This is a genomic window from Streptococcaceae bacterium ESL0729 (assembly GCA_029391995.1).
GTDB lineage: Bacteria > Bacillota > Bacilli > Lactobacillales > Streptococcaceae > Floricoccus.
The window spans coordinates 273,812-290,017 of sequence record CP113924.1 but is presented as its reverse complement, the minus strand read 5'-3'; the positions used below and the strand labels follow the sequence as shown (position 1 = coordinate 290,017).

General features: G+C 40.2%; 14 protein-coding genes. 2 read left to right on the top strand and 12 right to left on the bottom strand.

The window, feature by feature from the left end:
- Position 1: 1 nt before the first annotated feature.
- Positions 2-823 (bottom strand): NAD kinase, encoded by an 822-nt coding sequence (locus tag OZX68_01510; protein WEV61351.1) that lies wholly within the window; start codon positions 821-823, stop codon positions 2-4.
- Positions 804-1,481 (bottom strand): GTP pyrophosphokinase family protein, encoded by a 678-nt coding sequence (locus OZX68_01505; protein ID WEV61350.1) that lies wholly within the window; start codon positions 1,479-1,481, stop codon positions 804-806. The genes OZX68_01510 and OZX68_01505 overlap by 20 nt, the downstream gene beginning before the upstream one ends.
- A 119-nt stretch (positions 1,482-1,600) precedes the next feature.
- On the opposite strand from OZX68_01505, the gene OZX68_01500 reads away from it, so the two are divergent.
- The gene (locus OZX68_01500; protein WEV60949.1) at positions 1,601-2,194 is read left to right on the top strand and encodes a CYTH domain-containing protein; all 594 of its coding nucleotides are present in this window, start codon (positions 1,601-1,603) and stop codon (positions 2,192-2,194) included.
- Positions 2,195-2,225: 31 nt separating this feature from the next.
- Here OZX68_01500 and ptsP read toward each other — a convergent pair whose 3' ends face one another.
- The 5 genes from ptsP to OZX68_01475 form a co-directional block, all read right to left on the bottom strand.
- Positions 2,226-3,959: a phosphoenolpyruvate--protein phosphotransferase gene (ptsP, locus tag OZX68_01495; protein WEV60948.1), complete on the bottom strand. Its 1,734-nt coding sequence runs from the start codon at positions 3,957-3,959 to the stop codon at positions 2,226-2,228.
- Positions 3,959-4,225 carry a phosphocarrier protein HPr gene (locus OZX68_01490; protein WEV60947.1) on the bottom strand — a complete coding sequence of 89 codons (267 nt, stop codon included), beginning with the start codon at positions 4,223-4,225 and terminating at the stop codon, positions 3,959-3,961. The genes ptsP and OZX68_01490 overlap by 1 nt, the downstream gene beginning before the upstream one ends.
- A gap of 188 nt (positions 4,226-4,413) precedes the next feature.
- The gene (locus OZX68_01485) at positions 4,414-5,454 is read right to left on the bottom strand and encodes a 3-deoxy-7-phosphoheptulonate synthase (GenBank protein ID WEV60946.1); all 1,041 of its coding nucleotides are present in this window, start codon (positions 5,452-5,454) and stop codon (positions 4,414-4,416) included.
- A 60-nt stretch (positions 5,455-5,514) separates the two neighbouring features.
- Positions 5,515-8,058 carry a preprotein translocase subunit SecA gene (gene secA / locus OZX68_01480; GenBank protein ID WEV60945.1) on the bottom strand — a complete coding sequence of 848 codons (2,544 nt, stop codon included), beginning with the start codon at positions 8,056-8,058 and terminating at the stop codon, positions 5,515-5,517.
- A gap of 78 nt (positions 8,059-8,136) precedes the next feature.
- Positions 8,137-9,531, bottom strand: a complete 1,395-nt coding sequence (locus OZX68_01475; GenBank protein WEV60944.1) for a Cof-type HAD-IIB family hydrolase — start codon at positions 9,529-9,531, stop codon at positions 8,137-8,139.
- Positions 9,532-9,633: 102 nt separating this feature from the next.
- Here OZX68_01475 and OZX68_01470 point away from each other — a divergent pair, with 102 nt between their 5' ends.
- Complete coding sequence (locus OZX68_01470) at positions 9,634-10,599, top strand: asparaginase (GenBank protein WEV60943.1); 966 nt, start codon at positions 9,634-9,636, stop codon at positions 10,597-10,599.
- A gap of 28 nt (positions 10,600-10,627) precedes the next feature.
- Here OZX68_01470 and OZX68_01465 read toward each other — a convergent pair whose 3' ends face one another.
- The 5 genes from OZX68_01465 to OZX68_01445 all read right to left on the bottom strand — a co-directional run bounded on the left by OZX68_01465 (position 10,628) and on the right by OZX68_01445 (position 16,047).
- Positions 10,628-11,614 (bottom strand): phosphodiester glycosidase family protein, encoded by a 987-nt coding sequence (locus OZX68_01465; GenBank protein WEV60942.1) that lies wholly within the window; start codon positions 11,612-11,614, stop codon positions 10,628-10,630.
- A gap of 48 nt (positions 11,615-11,662) precedes the next feature.
- Positions 11,663-13,132, bottom strand: coding sequence for a carbohydrate-binding domain-containing protein (locus OZX68_01460; GenBank protein WEV60941.1), 1,470 nt, complete (start codon positions 13,130-13,132; stop codon positions 11,663-11,665).
- Positions 13,133-13,768 (bottom strand): DUF4956 domain-containing protein, encoded by a 636-nt coding sequence (locus tag OZX68_01455; protein ID WEV60940.1) that lies wholly within the window; start codon positions 13,766-13,768, stop codon positions 13,133-13,135.
- Entirely contained in the window at positions 13,761-14,528 is a 768-nt protein-coding gene (locus tag OZX68_01450) for a polyphosphate polymerase domain-containing protein (GenBank protein WEV60939.1), read from the bottom strand. The genes OZX68_01455 and OZX68_01450 overlap by 8 nt, the downstream gene beginning before the upstream one ends.
- Before the next feature lie 169 nt (positions 14,529-14,697).
- Positions 14,698-16,047 (bottom strand): glucose-6-phosphate isomerase, encoded by a 1,350-nt coding sequence (locus OZX68_01445; protein WEV60938.1) that lies wholly within the window; start codon positions 16,045-16,047, stop codon positions 14,698-14,700.
- Between the last annotated feature and the right edge of the window lie 159 nt (positions 16,048-16,206).

The window sequence follows — 16,206 nt, the reverse complement described above, 5'->3', positions numbered from 1 at the left end:
TTTAGTCAATATCATCACCGATGAAGGATTCCTGCACCCTTTTCCAAAAAGAATTATGACGGCTTCCTAAAAATTTAACTTCCTTACCATCCAGTCGATATTCAATCCCAGCAAGATTGGTAAACTTATACTCCAGTTGATCAACAGTTAGTCCGTAATCAAGAGCCTTGTCTAAATTTAAGACAATATTTTCTTGGTCACTAACCACAATTGGTGCTCCAAGAGTCCTATAAACCCGGTTATTTAAAGATGCAATTTCAGCCATCTGCATGACCCTAAGTCCAGGATGAATGACAGCACCACCAATTGACTTATTGTAGGCAGTTGAACCCGTTGGTGTTGATACAGAAAGACCGTCTCCCCTGAAGCGTTCAAAAAGAAAATCTGAAAGATAAACATCAGCAACCAAGGTATGACTCAACCTTCTAATAGTTGATTCATTAAGGGCATATTTTTCAAAGGTCTGGCCATCAGCCATGACAGCCTTGACCTTTAAAAGGGGGTAGGAAATAGCTTTTTCAGGCTGTTCATAAACCACAGCCTCAACCAACTCATCTAATTCACTAGCTAAATAATCCGTATAAAATCCCAAATGACCTGTATGAACACCAACAAACCTAATCCTATCCAAGCACCTTTCATACTGGTGAATGGCCTGTAAAAAGGTACCATCTCCACCGATGGAAATAACAATATCTGGACGCTTGGCATCAATTTGAATACAGCGGGATTTTAATTTTTGAGCCAAGTCATCTTCTAAATCCTTTGATTGCTTGGAACCACTTGAGACAATAGCTACCTTCTTACCATCTGTAATATTCATCATTGTCATCACTATTACCTACTCCGTCATTTAATTTACTTGCTGGGGGATTAAAAAGCAGCTGAGCCTCCTGGATTTCCTCCCTGATTTCGCTCATTTCCTGGTCGAGGTCATAGGCAATCTTAGCCGTTTTGGCAATCCTTTCCTTAAGTTCCTTTGGAAACTCCCCCTGATACTTGTAGTTAAGTGAATGCTCAATGGTCGCCCAAAAATTCATGGCAAGAGTTCTAATCTGGATTTCAGCGAGAATGACCTTGTGGCCATTTATAGTTTCAGCAGGATACTCAATAACCACATGATAACTCCTATAACCACTTGCCTTCTGATTTTTAATATAGTCCCTCTCCTGAATAATATTAAAATCCTTTCGCTTCCTCAAAAGTTCTAAGACTTCTTCCACGTCTTCAACAAATTGAACCATAATCCGAATACCAGCTATATCCTGCATTTCATGGTCCAAATTTTCCCGCTTAACTCCTCTTAGCTTGGCCTTCTTGATGATACTTTCAACTGGCTTAACACGTCCTGTCACAAATTCAATCGGAGAGTGCATGTTTTTCTTTTGAAACTGCTTTCTCATCCCCCGAAGTTTTATCTTAAGTTCGCCAACAGTCTGGACATAAGGATCCAAAAATTCTTCCCAATTCATATCGCTCATAATCATAAATTAACAATTTTTCAAAAACTGGTCGTTCTCGTTCTTAAAAAACTTGCCTCTTCTCCTTTTTCACGTTATAATTTATAATAATTTTACCATAATTTAGAACGGATTACATTATGACCACAAATTTAGAAATCGAATATAAAAGCCTCCTTAGTATGGATGAGTACGACCGCTTAAAAAAGTACTTCAGCCATGTCACCCCCATCAGGCAGGTCAACCATTACCTGGATAGCACTGACTTTATCATGCGTGAAAATCGCCTGGCTCTTAGGATTAGAACCTTTGATGACTCAGCTGAGATGACCCTTAAGGTTCCGCAAAATGTTGGAAATATGGAGCATAATGCAAGGCTTAGCCTAAAAGAGGCCCAAGAGATGCTTGATAATAAAAAAATCAATGAAGAGCTGCCCCAACTAGCTGATATTTTACAAATCTTAAGGGACAAGAAGATTGATTTAAATAAAATCACAGTCCTCGGTAAGCTTATGACAATCAGACAAGAAATGCCTACTGAAATTGGGCTCATGGCCCTTGATAAAAATACCTACGCTGACAACTGTGACTATGAACTTGAGCTTGAGGTTACTGACGCCCGCAAAGGAAAGAAAGATTTTTATAATTTTTTGGCTGAAAAAAATATTGAATTTCGCTATGCCAAAAGTAAGGTTGTCCGTTTTCTTAAAACTTTAGATAATAAAAAAAGTTGAACCCAAGGGTTCAACTTTTTTTATTATCTTATTATGCTTCTGGAGCATATTCATTAACAAGTGCGACAACTTCTTCCATGGTTGAAGTTTCAGTAAGAGCCTTTTGAGCAAGCTCTTCCATTTTCGCAGTGTCAAGTTTCTTCATTAGGCTACGAGTTTTAAGAACTGAAGTAGCACTCATTGAGAACTCATCAAGACCCATACCAACTAAAAGTGGTACTGCTAGTTGATCTCCTGCCATCTCACCACACATTCCAGCCCATTTGCCTTCAGCGTGAGCTGCCTTGATAACATTGTTGATCAAGCGTAGGATTGATGGGTTGTATGGTTGATAAAGGTATGAAACTTGCTCATTCATACGGTCAGCAGCCATTGTGTATTGGATAAGATCGTTTGTACCAATTGAGAAGAAGTCAACTTCTTTAGCAAATTGGTCAGCAAGCATAGCAGCCGCTGGGATTTCAATCATGATACCAACTTGGATGTTGTCAGCAACTTCAACGCCTTCAGCTTGAAGATTTGCTTTTTCTTCGTCAAATACCTTCTTAGCTGCACGGAATTCAGTAACAAGTGCAACCATTGGGAACATGATACGAAGGGTACCATGAACTGAGGCACGAAGTAGAGCACGGATTTGTGTACGGAACATAGCATCTCCACCTTCAGATAAAGAGATACGTAGGGCACGGTATCCAAGGAATGGATTCATTTCGTGTGGAAGGTCAAAGTAAGGAAGTTCCTTGTCTCCACCAATATCCATTGTACGAACGACAACAGGTTTTCCGTTCATACCAACAAGCACAGCCTTGTAAGCTTCGTACTGTTCATCTTCTGTTGGGAAGTCTTTTGAATCCATGTATAAGAATTCAGTACGGTAAAGTCCGATAGCTTCAGCTCCGTTATCATTTGCTCCGATAACGTCCTTAGGAGTACCGATGTTTGCTGCTAATTCAAAATGTTTACCATCTGCAGTAACAGTTTCAGCATCTTTTAATTCTTCCCAAGTAGCCTTAAGCTCAGCATAAGCCTGACCTGCTTTTTTGAATTCAGCTTGCTCAGCTTCACTTGGATCAATAATAACTTCACCAGTGATTCCGTTAACTGCAAGCATGTCACCGTCTTTTACAAGCTCAGTAATGTTGTTGGTACCAAGAACAGCTGGGATTTCAAGGGTTCTAGCCATGATAGCTGAGTGACTTGTACGTCCACCAATATTTGTAATAAAGGCTTTAACAAATTTACGGTCAAGTTGAGCTGTGTCAGATGGTGTAAGGTCGTGGGCAATTACAACAACCTCTTCATTGATCATAGCAGGACTTGGAAGTTTAACTCCTAAAAGATTCGCAAGAACACGTTTTGCAACGTCACGAATGTCAGCAGCTCTTTCTTGCATGTATGGATTATCATCCATATTTTCAAAAAGAGTTACAAACATATCAGTAACTTCTTTAAGAGCACCTTCGGCATTGGTCTTCTTAGCACGAATTGTTTCCTTGATTTGACCAATCATCTCAGGGTCTGAAAGAACCATTAAGTGGGCATCAAATACTGATGCAGCTTCTTCACCAAGGCTTGATACTGCTTTATCGCGGATAGCTTGAAGCTCGCTTTGACTTGCAGCAAGGGCTGCGTCTAAGCGAGCTTCTTCGTTGTCAGTATTTTCGACAGTAACTGCCTCAAATGACAAATCCGGTTGAATAAGTAGATAAGCCTTTGCTACTGCTACACCATCACTGGCAGCAATACCTTTAAGCATTTTCGACATTATTCAGCAAGACCTTCTTTCTCCATTGTTTCAGCGATTGCTGCGATTGCGTCGTCAGCATCAGCACCTTCAGCAGTGATAGTAACATCAGCACCTTGACCAACACCCAGGCTCATTACACCCATGATTGATTTTAAGTTTACTGCTTTACCTTTGTAGTCAAGGTTAATATCGCTTGCAAATTTGCTAGCAGCTTGAACTAGTAAAGTTGCAGGACGTGCATGGATTCCAGTTTCTGCTACAATGTGAAATTCTTTTGATGCCATTTTGTATTCTCCTTCGAATTATCTAAATTAAATTTATGAAAAAATTAACAATTTCTTCACCCGGGGTAACCCCTTACAATAAAAATTCTAACATAAACCAGTTTAATATGCAATTAATTCTCCATATATAATTCTTGAACCATTAATATTCCCTAAATATTTATTTTTTCCATGAAAAAAGTAGAAGCCTAAGCTTCTACTTCACCTTCAGTTTCAAATATTTCCCTAATCAAGGCTTCAGTCTTATCCCAACCAAGACATGGGTCGGTGATTGATTTTCCAAAGACTTCTGGACTATCTTGACGTCCATCTTCCAAGTAGCTTTCAATCATAAATCCGCGAACGTTTTTCTTGATTTTTTCATTCCATTCACGGTTGACCAAGGTTTGGCGGACAATCCTAGTCTGTTCTAGGTATTGTTTTCCACTGTTGTCGTGGTTGGTATCAACAACGATAAATGGATTTTTCAGGTTCATTTTTTCATACATGTCAATTGTGCGAAGAAGATTGTCATAGTAGTAGTTTGGTAGGTATTTTCCTTCTTCCGTAACTGCACCACGTAGGATAACGTGGGCCATGTCATTTCCTGATGTCTCAACTTCTGATCCAGTAAAGAGGAAGTTTTGAGGCTGTTGAGCCGCATAAACCCCGTTGAATAGGACTGAAAGGTTACCGCTGGTTGGATTTTTCATCCCAACTGGTACATCAATACCACTAGCTACAAAACGGTGTTGTTGGTCCTCAACACTCCTTGCTCCAACTGCAATATAGCTGACAAGGTCATCAACTAATTCTAAGTTTTCTGGGTAGAGCATCTCATCAGCTGTTGTAAGTCCTGTTTCCTTAATAACCTTGTAGTGAAGGTCACGAACGGCCTTAATACCATTTAAAAGGTCAGGAAGTCCCATGCTATTTGGCTGGTGGATTAGACCCTTGTAGCCGTCTCCATTAGTTCTTGGTTTCGCAGTATAAACTCGCATGACCATAAAGATTTTGTCCTTAACTTCTTCTTGAAGCTTAGCCAGGCGACGGGCATATTCTAAGACAGCCTCTTCATTATCACTTGAACATGGGCCAATGATTAGAAGTAGACGGTCGTCTTCTCCTTTAATAATGGCTTCAAGTTCCTTATCCCTCTTCTTTTTGTTTTCAAGGTCTTGACCTTCAAGGTGACCTAATTTCCTAACTTCTTCAACATTGATTGCTTGACTTAATTTTTTAAATGACATGGATTATCCTACCTTATTTAATTTTTATGTATCTTATATCTATTTTTGCCTACGTAATTTCTACAAATTACGTCCGTGACAATTTTTAAATTTTTTACCGCTACCACATGGGCACAGGTCATTTCTCTTGACTTGAGAAAAGTCAATCTCCTCTACATCACCAGCTGCCTTTGAAGTTTCATCATCGACAAGCAGGTTTTCTTGTGATGCTGTTGTCCTTGCAGCTTGAGGGTGCTCCCTTGGTACCTCTTGGTGAATCTGTGCCTTCATCATCAAACGGGTCACTTCAAACTCAATTGAGCCTATCATGTCATTAAACATGGTATAGCTTTCAGTCTGGTACTCTACCAAGGGATTGTTTTGGGCATAACCCCTCAAACCAACAGATTGTCTCATTTGGTCTAAGGCATCAATATGATCAGCCCACTTACTGTCAACAACCCTTAAAATTACAGCCTTTTGGAAGCGTAATCTTTGTTCTGGTTCAGGCAGTTTATCCATCTGATCATGATAGTGGTTTTTGACCTTATCAAAGAGCAGGGCTTGAATTTCAGCCGCTGATTTTCCTTCAAGTTCTGATTTAGTAATCATATCTTCTGGAAGAAGGGAATTTTTGGCAAAATCATAAATTCCTTCCACAGCCTCTGGGCTTACTTCCTTAGTTCCTAAGGTTTGACCTTCGACCTCCCTTTCAATTGTACGTTTAAACATACCAAGGAGGGCTGAACTTAGGTCATCACTTGTAGTCATAACCTCTTTTCTTTGGCGGTAGATAATCTCCCTCTGCTCACGCATGACATCATCATATTGAAGAACCTGCTTACGTGAGTCATAGTTGTTTCCTTCAACTCGTTTTTGGCTTGACTCAACCTGACGGGTAATTAAACGTGACTCAATAACAGAATCTTCTTCAGAAAGATTCATGCTCTCAAGGAAGGCTGATACCCGCTCGCTACCAAAACGACGCATGAGCTCATCTTCAAGGGATAGGTAAAATTTAGACTCACCTGGGTCTCCTTGACGGCCACTACGACCACGGAGCTGGTTGTCGATACGGCGTGATTCATGGCGTTCAGTACCGATTACGGCAAGACCTCCCAGTTCACGCACACCTGCACCAAGCTTGATGTCTGTACCACGACCAGCCATATTGGTGGCAATAGTAACTGCACCCTTCTGACCTGCATTCATGATAATTTCAGCTTCCTTGAAGTGATTTTTAGCATTTAAAACTTCATGGGGAATGCCAGCCTTGGTCAAGCTATTTGAAATAATCTCACTGGTTTCAACTCCGACAGTCCCAATAAGGATAGGTTGACCATTATGGTGGCGTTCTTTAACCTCTTCAACAACAGCCCTGAATTTTGAGCCAACTGTTGGGTATAAAACATCATGGTGGTCAATACGCTGAATTGGCTTGTTGGTAGGAATGGGTACAATCTGCATGTTGTAGATTTCCCTAAATTCTTCAGCCTCAGTCTTTGCAGTACCCGTCATCCCAGCAAGTTTTTTATACATCCTAAAGAAATTTTGGTAGGTAATTGAGGCCATTGTTTTTGACTCATCCTGAATGGGAACTAACTCCTTGGCTTCAATGGCCTGGTGGAGACCGTCAGAATATCTGCGTCCTTCCATGGCCCGACCTGTAAACTGGTCTACAATCAGAACCTCTTGGTTGGCATCAACCATGTAATCAAGGTCACGAATCATGATATAGTTGGCACGAAGGGCATTGTCAATATAGTGGGTTAGGGCTGCGTTTTCGAGGTCATAAAGATTTTCTAAATCAAAATAACTTTCAGCCTTATCAATTCCTGTCTCAGCTAAAGAGATTGTTTTTGACTGCAAGTCGATGGTAAAATCTTCATCTGCAAGGGATTTAACAAACATGTCCGCTCTTGTATAAAGGGCACTTGACCCTTCAGCCTGACCAGAAATAATTAACGGAGTCCTTGCCTCATCAATTAAGATAGAGTCAACCTCATCAACCAAGGCAAAGTTCAAATCCCTTTGAACCAGCTCTTCAGTTTGGGTTACCATGTTATCACGAAGGTAGTCAAAACCTAACTCAGAGTTGGTTGAGTAGGTAATATCACAGGCATAAGCCTCTCTTTTTTCTTCAGCAGACTTAGAATTAAGATTAATCCCAACAGATAGTCCCAACCAGTTGTAAAGTTCACCCATCTCTAGGGCATCACGAGTTGATAGGTACTCATTAACGGTTACTACATGGACACCCTTGCCACTTAGGGCATTCAAATAAACAGGCATGGTCGCAGTTAGCGTTTTACCCTCACCTGTACGCATCTCAGGGACGTCACCATTATGAAGGACAATTCCCCCCATAATTTGGACATGATAAGGATAGAGACCAAGAACACGCTTAGCTCCCTCACGCACGACAGCAAAAGCCTCAGGAAGTAAATCATCAAGACTTTCACCATTTTGATAACGCTTGCGTAAGATTGAAGTTTTGGCCTTCAAATTCTCATCTGATAGGGCTTCCATCTCACCAGCAAATTTTTCGACCTCATCAGCCTTTTTATCTAGTTTCTTTAATTCACGCTTATCATTTTCAACAAGCTTTTTTACAATATTAGCCATTTCTTCTCCTAGTGTGTGTTGCTCGTTCCATTATATCATTTTGATAATTTTTTTCAATGTAAGAAAAGGACACCTATCCTATTCCGATAAGGACTTGCGGTTAAAGCCTCTAAGGATTTGACCCTCCAACTCCTTTTCCATCCTAGATTCAGGAGCATAATCTCTTTCCCAGTTGTCAGGCTTTAAAATCTTGTGGGTCACAGGATCAAAGTGGGCCTTACCATCTGGGAAAACCTTCCCCATATTTGCCTGGTGGACTAGATCAAAAATCTCAGCTGGATCAATACCCATAAGGACAAAGCTACCATAGGTCAGATAGAGGCTGTCAATCAGGGCATCCACTTCATTGGTCATGGTATCACTCACATCTTTTTTCTTTGAGATAACCTTATTATAAGCCTTATCCACATCCTCTTTCATCTTTTGAACCAGGTCGGTAAAGTCTTCTGTTTGCCCCTTAGAAGCTGCGTACAAAAGTTCCACTAATTCTTCAACCTGAAAATCCACCCGGTGGCTGGCTTCCTCTTTTGACAAATTTTTTGGTAGCTCCTGCAAGCGTCCATCCATCAACTGGTGAAATTCCTTGACCTTTTCAAAGTTTCGATCCCTACTTTTGAAAGGATTATTGCTGTCTGTCTTTAATAAGCCAAAATGTTTAAGGGCCTTAACTATCCCGTCTTGGTTGTTACTTGATGTCACATAGGCTGCCACATCCTTAACCCGACTGCTTGAATTACCCATGGCAATACCGCAGCCCACCTCTCGAATCATCTTGATGTCATTATCATTATCACCAAAGGCCATTACATGCTCAAGACCAAAGGAGTATCTTGCACCAAGTAGTTTAATACCTTCAACCTTAGATGCTCCCTTGGCCACGATATCAACTGAATAAGGATTACTTCTGGTAAAGGAAACATTAGGAAAACGCTCCTTTAACTTTTGTGTTTCATTTTTAGTAGCAACCATTACAACCTGATAAATAGGTTCTTCAATCAAACGATTCAAATCACCCTGTTGCGGGATTAGTCGCCTAATGAAATTTTGGAAGGTTCCTTTTACCCCGCTTGAAAAACCCTTAGGCAGCAGGTGATTGGCAAATTGAGCTGTCCTTGTTTCGCCAAACTTAATCAAGCTACTTCCAGACATGCCGTTTTCTCCACCAAAGGATACTTCACGGTGATTACTAATAGAATAGGACAGGATTTCCCGCAGGCTTGTCTTATCAATTGGCACCTTTCTAATCACCTCTTTGGGAGTAAAGATATACTGACCATTATAGGTTATGGCAAAATCTAATTTTAAATCCTCCATTAAGCTTTTAACAAATGACGGACCCCGCCCTGTTGCAATACCAACCAAGATTCCCTGCTGGCGTAAAGCTAAAATCGCACTCTTGGTGCTAGGTAAAATATTTCTGGTTGTTGTAAACAAGGTACCATCTAGGTCAAAAAATACAGCTCTTACATCCATTTTCTTTCAATTTCCCCACTAACTTGATTAAGTCTTTTATTTATTATACAATTTCTTTGAATTATTTCACCTATTACACATACTATATACAGAGGAATTTCAATGAAAAAAATATTAGTGCTCCATACTGGTGGTACCATTTCCATGCATGAGGATGAAAACGGGAATGTAAGGCCCGATCAAACCAACCCCATGAACAATATCAAGGTTGACTTCCCTGATGTTGAACTCCTTGTCGAGGACTTTTTAAATCTACCAAGCCCCCATGTCAGTCTTGAAAACATGTTGCAACTCAAAAAAAGGATTAAGAAGGCTTTTTCAGAAGAAGATATCGATTCAGTTGTCATCACGCACGGAACTGATACCTTGGAAGAGACTGCCTACTTCCTTGACTCAACTATCGAGCGGGGGAAAACCATTGTCGTAACAGGAGCCATGCGTTCAAGTAATGAGCTGGCAAGTGATGGAACCTACAACTTCCTTTCGGCCATTAGGGTAGCTGCTTCAACTAACTCTAAAAACCGTGGTGTGCTTGTTGTCATGAATGATGAAATCCATTCGGCTAGATACGTGACAAAGACCCATACAACAAATGTTTCAACCTTTCAAACACCAACTCACGGGCCCCTTGGTCTCATAACTAAAAATAGCATCCTCTACTTCCAAAATGATCATGAAGATAAGCACTTAGATATCCAATCAGTCGAAGGTCAGGTGCCAATCATTAAGGCTTATGCTGGCATGGATGGAAGTATCATTGATTTACTTGATTCAGATAAGCTTGATGGACTGGTCATTGAAGCTTTAGGAGCTGGGAATTTACCGCCAAAAGCCTTTAAAAGTCTTGAGCGAATTATTGCTGCAAAAATACCAGTTGTCCTAGTTTCTCGCTGCTTTAACGGGATTGCTGAGCCAGTTTATAGCTACGAGGGTGGAGGAGTCGTCCTCCATGAAAAAGGAGTTTTATTCAGTAGGGAAATCAACTCCCAAAAGGCTAGAATCAAATTAATAATCGCCTTAAACGCCAAACTTAAGGGTCAAAGCTTTACTGAATATATGGAACATTAAAAACCCAGGGTTAATGACCCTAGGTTTTTTATTTACTTACAACAAAAGCATTGGGTATTTCCCTTTCACTTCCATTGCTTAGTTGATTAACGAGTTTACCATCGTAGTACATCTCACTTGAGCCACCGCCATCTAGGTTACTTGCATTTACTGCCCCTAGATTCTTCATAACCTCTTGCAGGTCATATAGGCTTGCACCAGCACTCGATGATGACCTTCCTTCAATAACTACAAAGAAGATACTTCCGTCACTTGCTTGACCGATGGCCGTTCTTGGTTGCAGGCCTCCTGTTGCCTTTTCAGTAACCTGTTCTTCCCCGTTGACTAAAAGATATGGGCCAAAGGAGATAGCATCATTAACTCCAGCTTCAAGGGCTTCTTGATAGGTATAGCTACCAAGAACGAGCTTACCTTCTGAGGTCATCCCAATCATTTGATAGCTTTCCGATTGATCTCCGTAAAGGAGTTTTCCGTCCATAATAGTTAGGGAATCAAGGGCATTCTCTCCAGTTGACTCAGTCTTTCTGTCAAAGTTAAAACCTGCTGCATTAAGGGCAATTTGATAACCCTCATCCTTAACTGTTTCAGATAACTTGGTTCCCCCGCCACTTGAGGTTAGAGTATTTACAAGCTTAACAGTCGAAGGATCTTTAATGGTTACAACATATCCCTTATAGGTTGAGCCACTTATCTCTTTGATTGACGTATTTGATGTGTCAGTACTAGATGAGCTTGAGCTTGTTGAGAGGTTAATAGTTGAGCTGTCTGATTTGGTATCGTTAGTTACCTGGTACTTGGCTAGAATCTTATTTATCTCATCATCATTTAAAAATGATGTTGCCAGCCACTTGTGGCTACTTGTGCTCATGGCAGTTTGGACCCATAAATCCCTTGTATCCGCAAAAACATCCGTTTTAAAGAAGGTATATATCCCAAGGACTGCTAGTGTTAGAAGTCCAGCTAGGGTGACTGATATTTTCTTCAGAAGCCTTGATTTTTTTCCTGTTGTTTTCATTTTTATCCTTTCTATTCCTAGTGGACCTATAACTAACTTGACAGTTTATTAGAAGGGTCTTCCACCACCTCGCATTTGATTGCTTGCTTGACCACTTGTCGTAATGGTATCAGTTAGGTTGTAGCTTTCGCCGTTGACCTTGACTGTTCCACCCTTAGACATATTAGGCGTTGAAACAAAGAGGAAGGCATAAGAATTACTTGGTGTATAAGTTAATGTTTCCTTACCATCCTCAATAGTGATTTGACCAGATGCTTCCTTGTAAAGGGCTAATCCGACCTGATCTCCCTGGGTTGTTTGGGCCATGCTTGCTGAACCCATAGCTACTAAAGTTCCTCCGTTTTGAACAAATTTACCGTCAAAATCAAGGGGACCATTGCCATCACCATTTTGTTCAACGTAAACTAGACCGTCAGACATGTTGATATTCCCATTACTGTCAATTCCATCACCACTTGCCTTAATTACTGTCTCCCCGCCTGTAATATTTACAATAAGGTTTTCATCAGCTTCTTCTTGGCCGCCAGGCATACCACCGCCCATTTGTCCGCCACCTTGGCTTGGGCCGCCTTGACCCATTTGAGGGGCCTTGCTTGATGAGTTTGAGCTGGTATCTTTTGATGAAGTGGTGCTTGAGCTTGCTGCATTAATTCCGTCATCAGAGGCTACAATTGAGTTCTTACCACCTTTAATGTTAATCACCTCAGCTTCAAAGCCTTCATAAGATTTAACTACATTAATTATTCCACCTTCAATATTTAGAACCTTACCAGCCTTAAGACCTTTTTTCTCTGCTGAGATATTAAGTTCTCCGCCTTTGACTGTGATGATTCCCTTACCGTCTTTAGTACTTGTTGCTTGAAGTCCATCACTTCCTGACTTAATGTCAATCTTACCACCTAGAACAAGGATTTGGTCTGTTGCTTTTAGGGCGTCTGTTGTACTTTCAATTGAGTAGGTACCACTTTCAATGGTCAAGATATCCTTACTACGAACAGCTGCCTTGTAATTAGACTTAACACTTAGGCTTCCGTCTCCTGTAAGTACCAAATCATTTTTCGCATAAAGGGTGGCATTAGGGGCACTGTCACCAGTTGGATAATTACTTGAGTCAGTCAGACTATTTTCCCCCTGAAGGCTCACTACTGTGTTTTTAGCTGCTTCAGAGTAGATGGCTGGGCCTGAATCAGAGGTAATTTTTGCATTCTTAAGGATAATTACCACTTCTTCATCCTTGGCATTTATATGAATCTGTCCCTTGTATTCCCCAGTTAAAATATAGGTACCGGCCTTTGTAATTTCAACGGTTGAACCACTTTCCTTTGATAGGTCAATGGTTGTTGCATTAGTCTCGTCAACTGTAGTTGATGTTGCAACAGTTTGGACAGTTGATGTGCTGCTTGTTGTCGTTGTCTGTGAACTTGTAGCAGCCTTGCTTGAACATGCTGCAAGAAGAAGGGATGTACTTGCTAATAGAATAAAGTTTCTGATCTTACCTGCATTTGTTTTTGTCTTCATTTATAATACCTCGCTATTTTGTGCTAATCTACCAAGACTTACTGGTAGGTTTCCATTACGTACTCTAATATCGTCAATTAATTTCTTTTCGTCTTGAGAATCTTTTAGCTTAACATTATATCTAAGCTCATATAGACTTCCCATATTTGTTGTTTTTACTGAATCCATTTCAACTTGATAGGCATATTTGTCTAAAATGTCATCAAAGAGACCTGGAAAATCTAAATCTTCAGCTATAGTAATTTTAAGGGTCCGTTCAACTGTTTTGTTATTTTCCCCAAATTTAATTGTATTTAGGGAAATAATTATAATTGCTGTTACTAGTGAAAATACAGCTGCTTCAAGGTAGGCTCCTGTACCTACTGCTAGACCGATAGCCATTGACCAAAAGATACTTGTAATTTCACGCGCCCCACCAGCAATTGATCTAAAGCGGACGAGTGAGAAGGCTCCCATAACAGCAACCCCAGTTCCTAAGTTCCCATTAACAAGCATGATAACTAGTTGAACTAGAACCGGAAGAGTTACCAGTGTAATAACAAAATTTTTACTGTATACATTCCTATAGGTATGTACCAGGGCAATAAGTAGTCCTAGGACTAGGGCAACCCCTACTCCAGTTAGTGTGCTAAGCATAAGCTTTTTCTCCTATCTCTTCTAATTTTTCATCAAATTTTCTATTTTTTTCTAAGGGATAAATAATTTTTTTATATACATTTGCATATTTTGAATAGCTGGCCTTAAAGATCCCAAGTTCACTTAGGGCCCTACTAAACCACATTGGATAGCTACCAAGGCTTTTAACCTCCATCAGTACGTCAACCTCTGGACTTAGAGGAGTCATATCCTCATCCTTAAAGTCTAATGAGTCCAAATCATATCTGATATTAAAATCAAAGGTTACCCTGAAATCTTCATCCTCTGGTGAAAATAAAGCCCTCCTGTCATAGGCTATTAGGACCTTTGGCTTTAAGATAAGGTTACTGAAAAGGTAGGTTATTTCATTAGCTATTTGATTATTTGACTTATCTGAATCGCTACAATTTCTTTCGAGGTTTGAGGCAATATGGTCTAGAGATAGGCCGCCGTAATTACTGGCCACCCTTCTTTTATAAACCACCCCCAAAACCTTCTTTTTTATTTCGAGGTAGACGTCTCCGTCTATTTTAGGTTTACCGTAGCTTCTAACCCTAAATTTTTCCTTATATTCTGGTCTTTCAATTGATTTTTTTATCATTGCATAGTCATCAGTATCATAGTAAAGGGAGTAAATTGTATGAAGCCCGTATTGGTCCTCTGTCAGTAAACCCTCGACTGCCTCCCTTAACTTTTTATATTGTTCAAAGGTCATGGTATATTTCACTTCTCTCCTTTGAAAAACATTTTTTAATTTCATAATATTTTCCTCCTTGATTTGCTTTTATTTTATAGGACAAAGCTTGCTCAAAGCTTACATCAAACTTTAAGGTTCCTTAATTAAATCTTTAAGTTTTCTTAAAGTAGATAAAAGTAAATGGAGTTTTTGGTATCAAAAAAAGACAGGTCTCCCTGTCTTTTTTCTATTATTATTTAAGACGGCTGTTTAATTCAGCTCCAAGTTCTTCAAATCCTGGTTTTCCAAGAAGGGCGAACATATTTTTCTTGTAGGCCTCAACTCCTGGTTGGTCAAATGGGTTAACCCCGTTTAGGTAACCTGATAGACCGATTGCAATCTCAAAGAAGTAGATGGCATAACCTAGTGAGAACTCATCTTGTTCTGGAATGGTTACAATCATGTTAGGTACTCCCCCATCAGTGTGGGCAAGAAGAACTCCGTCAGCTGCCTTTTTGTTAACAAAGTCAACATCACGTCCTTCAAGGTAACCAAGTCCGTCAAGATCCTCATCAAGTGCTGGAATATCAATGTTAAGGCGAGCCTTGTCGATACGAACCACTGTCTCAAACATGATACGCATACCTTCTTGGATGTATTGTCCAAGAGAGTGAAGGTCTGTTGAGAAGTTAGCTGAAGTTGGGTAGATACCCTTTTGGTCTTTACCTTCAGACTCACCAGCCAGCTGTTTCCACCATTCAGAGAAGTATTGAAGGCTTGGCTCGTAGTTGGCTAAGATTTCAGTCACCTTACCCTTACGGTAAAGAATGTTACGTAATGCTGCATATTGGTAGGCCTCATTTTTAGTAAGGTCATCAGATGAATATTCAGTACGAGCTGCTGCTGCACCTTCCATAAGTTTATCAATATCAGCACCACTTGCTGCAATTGGAAGAAGTCCTACTGCTGTAAGAACGGTGAAACGTCCACCCACATCATCAGGAACCACAAAAGTTTCCCAGTTATTGGCATCAGCATTTACCTTTACAGCCCCACGCTCACGGTCAGTTGTAGCGTAAATGCGTTTGTTGGCTTCTTCGCGGCCATATTTTTTAACCAAAAGCTCTTCAAAGACACGAAAGGCAATGGCAGGCTCAGTAGTAGTTCCTGATTTAGAAATTACATTGACTGAGAAATCCTTGTCTGACACATAAGCAACAAGCTCAGCTAAATAGCTTGAAGAAATTGAGTTTCCAGCATAAAGGATTTGCGGTGCCTTGCGGTCTTCTTTAGACTGAAGGTTTACAAATGAATTATTTAAAAAGTCAATGGCAGCACGGGCACCAAGGTATGATCCCCCAATACCAATAACAATTAGGACATCTGAACCTGATTGAATTTTTTTAGCAGTCTCTTTGATACGAGCAAACTCTTCCTTATCATAGTCTACAGGTAGATCAAGCCAGCCGATGAAATCAGACCCTGGACCTGTTCCCTCACGCAGCATCTTATCAGCCGCTGTAACCTGATCTTGCATGTAAGCAAGCTCATGTTCTGCAACAAAAGGTGCTAGATTACTGTAGTCAAATTTAATATGTCCCATAAATTCCTCCGATTTTTTAATTATCTCATCTATTTAATAGTGAAACTGTTTCCATAACATTCTATCTTTTTTCTACTTATATTTCAATAGATTACCATCGGTTTTTTAAACGCTTTCATAAATAATGGTTCTTTTTTGCTCCCATAAAATGAACTTATG

Excerpts from the sequence above, each read along its gene's own strand:
- OZX68_01510 (WEV61351.1), bottom strand. The coding sequence starts at position 823 with ATGAATATTACAGATGGTAAGAAGGTAGCTATTGTCTCAAGTGGTTCC.
- OZX68_01505 (WEV61350.1), bottom strand. The coding sequence starts at position 1,481 with ATGAGCGATATGAATTGGGAAGAATTTTTGGATCCTTATGTCCAGACT.
- OZX68_01500 (WEV60949.1), top strand. The coding sequence starts at position 1,601 with ATGACCACAAATTTAGAAATCGAATATAAAAGCCTCCTTAGTATGGAT.
- ptsP (WEV60948.1), bottom strand. The coding sequence starts at position 3,959 with ATGTCGAAAATGCTTAAAGGTATTGCTGCCAGTGATGGTGTAGCAGTA.
- OZX68_01490 (WEV60947.1), bottom strand. The coding sequence starts at position 4,225 with ATGGCATCAAAAGAATTTCACATTGTAGCAGAAACTGGAATCCATGCA.
- OZX68_01485 (WEV60946.1), bottom strand. The coding sequence starts at position 5,454 with ATGTCATTTAAAAAATTAAGTCAAGCAATCAATGTTGAAGAAGTTAGG.
- secA (WEV60945.1), bottom strand. The coding sequence starts at position 8,058 with ATGGCTAATATTGTAAAAAAGCTTGTTGAAAATGATAAGCGTGAATTA.
- OZX68_01475 (WEV60944.1), bottom strand. The coding sequence starts at position 9,531 with ATGGATGTAAGAGCTGTATTTTTTGACCTAGATGGTACCTTGTTTACA.
- OZX68_01470 (WEV60943.1), top strand. The coding sequence starts at position 9,634 with ATGAAAAAAATATTAGTGCTCCATACTGGTGGTACCATTTCCATGCAT.
- OZX68_01465 (WEV60942.1), bottom strand. The coding sequence starts at position 11,614 with ATGAAAACAACAGGAAAAAAATCAAGGCTTCTGAAGAAAATATCAGTC.
- OZX68_01460 (WEV60941.1), bottom strand. The coding sequence starts at position 13,132 with ATGAAGACAAAAACAAATGCAGGTAAGATCAGAAACTTTATTCTATTA.
- OZX68_01455 (WEV60940.1), bottom strand. The coding sequence starts at position 13,768 with ATGCTTAGCACACTAACTGGAGTAGGGGTTGCCCTAGTCCTAGGACTA.
- OZX68_01450 (WEV60939.1), bottom strand. The coding sequence starts at position 14,528 with ATGAAATTAAAAAATGTTTTTCAAAGGAGAGAAGTGAAATATACCATG.
- OZX68_01445 (WEV60938.1), bottom strand. The coding sequence starts at position 16,047 with ATGGGACATATTAAATTTGACTACAGTAATCTAGCACCTTTTGTTGCA.